General features: G+C 48.6%; 7 protein-coding genes. 4 read left to right on the top strand and 3 right to left on the bottom strand.

Translation table 11 applies throughout. The features are described 5' to 3' along the window. The 3 genes from B7449_RS22090 to B7449_RS12345 all read left to right on the top strand — a co-directional run. Positions 1 to 426, top strand: a 426-nt coding sequence (locus B7449_RS22090) for a DUF6932 family protein (RefSeq protein ID WP_209426731.1), incomplete at its 5' end; no start/stop codon positions are given. Continuing rightward, entirely contained in the window at positions 423 to 1,700 is a 1,278-nt protein-coding gene (locus B7449_RS12350; RefSeq protein WP_039733095.1) for an XRE family transcriptional regulator, read from the top strand. The genes B7449_RS22090 and B7449_RS12350, both read left to right, overlap by 4 nt. After that, on the top strand, positions 1,687 to 2,772 hold the full coding sequence (locus B7449_RS12345; protein WP_082084857.1) for a beta family protein: 1,086 nt from the start codon (positions 1,687 to 1,689) through the stop codon (positions 2,770 to 2,772). The genes B7449_RS12350 and B7449_RS12345 overlap by 14 nt, the downstream gene beginning before the upstream one ends. On the opposite strand, the gene B7449_RS12340 is transcribed toward B7449_RS12345, so the two are convergent. Further along, positions 2,738 to 3,322, bottom strand: coding sequence for a sce7726 family protein (locus B7449_RS12340; RefSeq protein ID WP_082084856.1), 585 nt, complete (start codon positions 3,320 to 3,322; stop codon positions 2,738 to 2,740). The genes B7449_RS12345 and B7449_RS12340 overlap by 35 nt on opposite strands. A 222-nt stretch (positions 3,323 to 3,544) precedes the next feature. On the opposite strand from B7449_RS12340, the gene B7449_RS12335 reads away from it, so the two are divergent. After that, complete coding sequence (locus tag B7449_RS12335) at positions 3,545 to 3,799, top strand: type II toxin-antitoxin system ParD family antitoxin (RefSeq protein WP_082084855.1); 255 nt, start codon at positions 3,545 to 3,547, stop codon at positions 3,797 to 3,799. Positions 3,800 to 3,814: 15 nt separating this feature from the next. Here B7449_RS12335 and B7449_RS12330 read toward each other — a convergent pair whose 3' ends face one another. Together B7449_RS12330 and B7449_RS12325 are read right to left on the bottom strand one after the other, a co-directional pair. Further along, positions 3,815 to 4,087 carry a DUF2274 domain-containing protein gene (locus B7449_RS12330; RefSeq protein WP_039733096.1) on the bottom strand — a complete coding sequence of 91 codons (273 nt, stop codon included), beginning with the start codon at positions 4,085 to 4,087 and terminating at the stop codon, positions 3,815 to 3,817. Positions 4,088 to 4,110: 23 nt separating this feature from the next. Continuing rightward, a partial coding sequence (locus tag B7449_RS12325) for a TrbI/VirB10 family protein (RefSeq protein ID WP_048883669.1) occupies positions 4,111 to 4,749 on the bottom strand: 639 nt, incomplete at its 5' end.

Below are 4,749 nucleotides of genomic sequence, written 5' to 3'. Positions count from 1 at the left end.
CAGACCAGAAGTATTCAGCAAGGCGTCAGTCGCCGGGAGCTTACAACAAACCCTTGGCGCCGTAGCCTGTTTGATGGCCTGGTTGACGCATCAAACCTATTGCGTAACGCGGGGTGCCCGACGATCTACCTGGACGGCAGTTATATATCGGGGAAACCAAAGCCAGGTGACTTCGATGCATGTTGGGATCCGACAGGTGTCGACCCGACGAAGCTCGATCCGGTGTTCTTGGACTTTACCAATGGACGCGCTTCACAGAAAGCCGCGTTCAAAGGGGAGTTTTTCCCTTCATCCATGACATGTGCCGATGTCGGACGCACATTCGTCGAATTTTTCCAACAAGATCGCTTCACGGGGAACCAGAAAGGAATCATCTCTATCTTACTTCAGACTGATCCACTTTTGACTGAAAAGGTGCAGCCATGATCTACAGCGACAAGCAATGTGGAATATCGAGAGCCCAGCTTTCAAAGCTACAGGCTGCACTACGCACCTTAACTGAACACATGTCCGACCAGTCGTGGCTTAAGCAAGCAGAAATAAACGCACTCAAAAGCCAGATATCGGATATCGAGGCTGAGATTACAGAATATGAACTACTACGGTCTGGTCAAGTTTCCTTCACGAAAGCTTACGCTCTTGATGAACTCCCGCGCATACTAGTTCAAGCACGGATTGCGGCAGGCATGAGCCAAACCGAACTTGCTGAGAAACTACATCTAAAGCCGCAACAAATTCAGCGCTACGAGGCCAGTTTCTATATGGGAGCTAGTCTCTCACGCTTAATCGAAATTGCGCATGCTCTCGGTGTAAAAGCCTCGGGGAGCTTTGAAGGACCGAGACAAACTGACAGTGCTATCTATGCATGGGGCACTGCGGACGATATCGTTTGGGGCCAACTCCCCTATAAGGAAATGATCAAACGCAAATGGTTTGATGTTCCACGCGGCACCAATCCAATAGAAAAAGTCAAAGAGTATTTTTTACACGCTGCTGGGCCGCAATTCGCGTCAGCGCTACATCGCAAGAAAATGCATAGTGGCAATGCCCCTAATGAGTACGCCTTACTCGCATGGCAAGCACGCGTAATAGATCGAGCACGACAGAAAATAGCACTTGGCAAAATAGGGAAGTTTGAACTTGATGACACCTGGCTTGGACAGATTACGCAACTTACTAAAAAGAAAAATGGACCACTTCTTGCGCGAGATTTATTAGCCGCGCACGGAATTACTCTCATTATTGAACCACATTTGCCTGGTTCTTATCTTGATGGCGCAGCAATGGTCATTGATGGAGATCGGCCAGTTATCGGCCTTACATTACGTTATGATAGGCTCGACAACTTCTGGTTCGTGCTAATGCATGAACTCGGTCATATTTTTCTTCATCTTTTTGATGGATTACGCTTTGACTTCTTCGATGACGAGAACGCGAGAGATAGTGATACAATTGAAATCGATGCCGACAAGTTTGCTCTGGATGTGTTGATACCAGAAAATCTATGGGATCAATGCCTCTCTCGTTTTGCCTTGTCAGAAGAATCCGTTAGAATTGATGCTGAAACCGTAGGCATTCATTCCAGCATAATTGCTGGCCGCATCCGTAAAGAACAAAATAACTATACCATTCTAAACAATCTGGTTGGCCAAGGGCAGGTACGATCATTGCTTGAAGAGGTGTCCCATGATCTTGACTAAAGAAATGTACGTGCCGGCACTTCGTTGGAGACTAGGAGAATACCAAGCTCTCAATCGACTAACAGACGTAGCTAAAGATCTCATTGTCCCTTATATTACTATACCGGAGGTCGAATTCGACTTTGAGCTATGGAAACCAAAAAAAAGTATTCAAGAGCATGTCGAACCATTTCCGGATCGCTTTAAAACCAAATGGGGACACAGACCTGCATGGATTACAGTTCATCCTGAAATATTAGGAAAGCCGATGGACAGTGGTCAGGATATTTTCACGTATATTTTTGAAAATCTTCGAGCTTACGAAACAAATGCTGTACCAGCATTACCATTAGATGCACCACTCGCCATTATTTCTGTCGTAAGGGACATTATTGCTATCGACCAATTGGGAGTTGCGATAACGGTACGCATGGAAGATTTGATGAAGCCCGATGCTCGTTTGCGCGTCGAAACTCTGTGTTCAAAGCTGGGGATTAGTCTTGAAGAAACGGATCTCGTAATTGACCTTGGATCGCCAAACTTCGAACCTTATCGTGCATTCGCGGGAGCGATGACCGTGGCACTGCAACGTTTTGGCGATTTAGAAATATTCCGAAATTTCACAATAATAAGCACTGCGATCCCAGAAACATTTAAGGATGTTGCCCGCGGTGCAGATCAACTTGTGCGACACGATTGGCTATTTTACCAGACGTTGATTACAACCTTACCCACTCACATGCGGCGACCTAATTATGGAGATTATGCAATAGTTAATCCAAATTTTGCGCCGGTAGACATGCGCAAGATTAAAGCGTCTGGAAAACTCGTATACACGACACCTAAAACCTGGGAAATCCGGAAAGGTGGCGCCTTCCGCGATCACCCTGAACAAATGCATGATCATTGTGCATCAATTGTAGCGTCAGGTGAATTTTCAGGTTCGGCGTTTTCGAGTGGCGACGATTACATTTATAAATGTGCTTTACGCACAAAAGGACATAGCAATCAGACCAGATGGAAAGAAGTTGCTATCAGCCATCATATTATGCAGGTTCTCAACGATCTCGCCACGTTCGGCGCTGGACCATAAAAGATCGAATAGAGGCCGTAAGCTCTTTAGGAGTCATTACTCTGCATAATATTTCATAAAGTTGCTTTCTCGGCTGCCTAAGATCCTTAGCTGAGTATCCAGCTTGTTTTAAGAGATCGACGACTTCGTCACGCCAGAGCAAATGTGCCATCATAAACGGATCAACCAAAGGGTTTATGGTAGCAGTCCGTAAAACACTAAAATTAATACCACCTCTTATACCTCGTTCAGCTAAAATTAAACCGCACCATTCAGGAACAACTGAAATAATATCTTCTAAATGCTTTTTTGATGCGACAAAAGTAATCTTCTGAAGCGATTTTGTATATGTTGATATTTGTATATCAAGTCTATCCAAATTATCTTTTTCGCTCTTTATTTCATAACCATGAATATGACCATTAATAACTGCAATATCAATACGACTCTTTGCATGAACCAGACCGAGTTCATCTATGATAAGGGTATTCGGACGTGAGTTAGCACGACGCAAATATTTTGCGTGCAAGGCCTTCCGTATCTCTAAATCCGATGTTTCGATCTTCTTCATCACAATCACATATGAGCTAGTCTGGGGGTTTTTACAGATTTTCCCCACTGAACCAAGGGTCTTTTTAAGGCAATTGTGCCCCTACTCGCGGCATCCGCGCCTTCTTTCTAAACAAGCAACGCCATTCAACTCGAAAGAGCTTGGACACTTCAAAAAATAGAATTTTTCCTCACAATTGACAAGGATTGGCAAAGAATGCCATTCTATTAGTCGGAGGCACCTATGGCAACAATGAACGTGTCCCTGCCCGGCCCCATGAAGAAATGGGTGGAAGACCAAACTAGGACAGGACGATATAGTAATGCGAGCGACTATGTCCGCGATCTGATCAGACGTGATCAGGAGGCACGTGCCGTGCATAGCGAACTCCAAGGCCACGTCGTGTCAGGTCTACGTAGCGGTCCGGGAATCAGGAGTATGGAGCAGTTGCGAAAAGACGCCCGTGCGGCGGCCGAACCAACGGATAGTGACCTATAAGTTCGCTTGCCCACCTCATCGTCCCCTGGGAATGGCTGCGAGCTCGACTGCTGATGCTGGCTTTCTGCTCCGCCGCTGTTTCTGGAAAGCCCGATCGGTCTCCATGAAACGTCCGACCATGAGCGGCACCAGCCTGGCCGCATCGGGGGTGGCATCTGCCGCCTCACCTGCTTTTCCGGAGACCAGTTCAGCATACAGCAGTAGATCACGATGTATCTCGGCTGGCAATTCGATCGTCAGTTTGACCGGCCGGCTGTCAGGAATGGTGCTGATACGGAGTTTTGTCATGGCGCTGCTCCTTCAGGCGGATGCTAGGGTTTCAGGACCAGATCACGATTGACGATCAGCGTGAATGGCAGGCCGGGCCGGTCAGTCAGCGTGGGCTGAACATCCATGCTTCGGTCGATCAGGCGGTTTCCTACCATGGAAAACCCATTACTGGCGCCGCTGCGGATCGCCTGAAGCAGGTTGTTCTCACCCCATGATGTCCCGGCTTCGGACCCGACGCTCAGCATGGTCGTCACCAGTGCTGCCCTGAAAAGCTGGCCCCAGTGCTGGTCCACCAAATCCTTGAGCCCGGTCTGGCCGATCGCATCGGCACCCGGGATCCTGTCGAGCACAATGCTCTCGCCATCGGGACGGATGAGACGGGTCCAGATCACCTGCGTGCGCTGCTGCCCGAACGAGACGCTGCTGTTATAGGTGCCGAAAAGGGTGCTGCCCTGGGGCACAAGCAGATAGCGTCCGGTCGGACTATCATAGACGTTTTGCGTCACATGCCCGATCAACTGCCCCGGCAGGTCCGAACTGACTTTCGAGTTGAGCGCGCCCGCGATGACCGTTCCCGCCTGAATGACGTATGGGGAAACAGGCTGCGTCAGGCGTTCCGGGCTGACCGTCACACGGTCGGGCTGTCCCGCCAGAAAGGCGCGGTTGGCGGCCTGCCGGTC

It is taken from the genome of Komagataeibacter intermedius TF2 (assembly GCF_000964425.1).
GTDB lineage: Bacteria > Pseudomonadota > Alphaproteobacteria > Acetobacterales > Acetobacteraceae > Komagataeibacter > Komagataeibacter intermedius.
The sequence above is the reverse complement of the archived record's forward strand: the minus strand, read 5'-3'. Positions and strand labels throughout refer to the sequence as shown.

What these genes read in the sequence shown, in the direction of transcription:
- B7449_RS12350 (WP_039733095.1), top strand. Translation starts at nt 423, where the DNA reads ATGATCTACAGCGACAAGCAATGTGGAATATCGAGAGCCCAGCTTTCA.
- B7449_RS12345 (WP_082084857.1), top strand. Translation starts at nt 1,687, where the DNA reads ATGATCTTGACTAAAGAAATGTACGTGCCGGCACTTCGTTGGAGACTA.
- B7449_RS12340 (WP_082084856.1), bottom strand. Translation starts at nt 3,322, where the DNA reads ATGAAGAAGATCGAAACATCGGATTTAGAGATACGGAAGGCCTTGCAC.
- B7449_RS12335 (WP_082084855.1), top strand. Translation starts at nt 3,545, where the DNA reads ATGGCAACAATGAACGTGTCCCTGCCCGGCCCCATGAAGAAATGGGTG.
- B7449_RS12330 (WP_039733096.1), bottom strand. Translation starts at nt 4,087, where the DNA reads ATGACAAAACTCCGTATCAGCACCATTCCTGACAGCCGGCCGGTCAAA.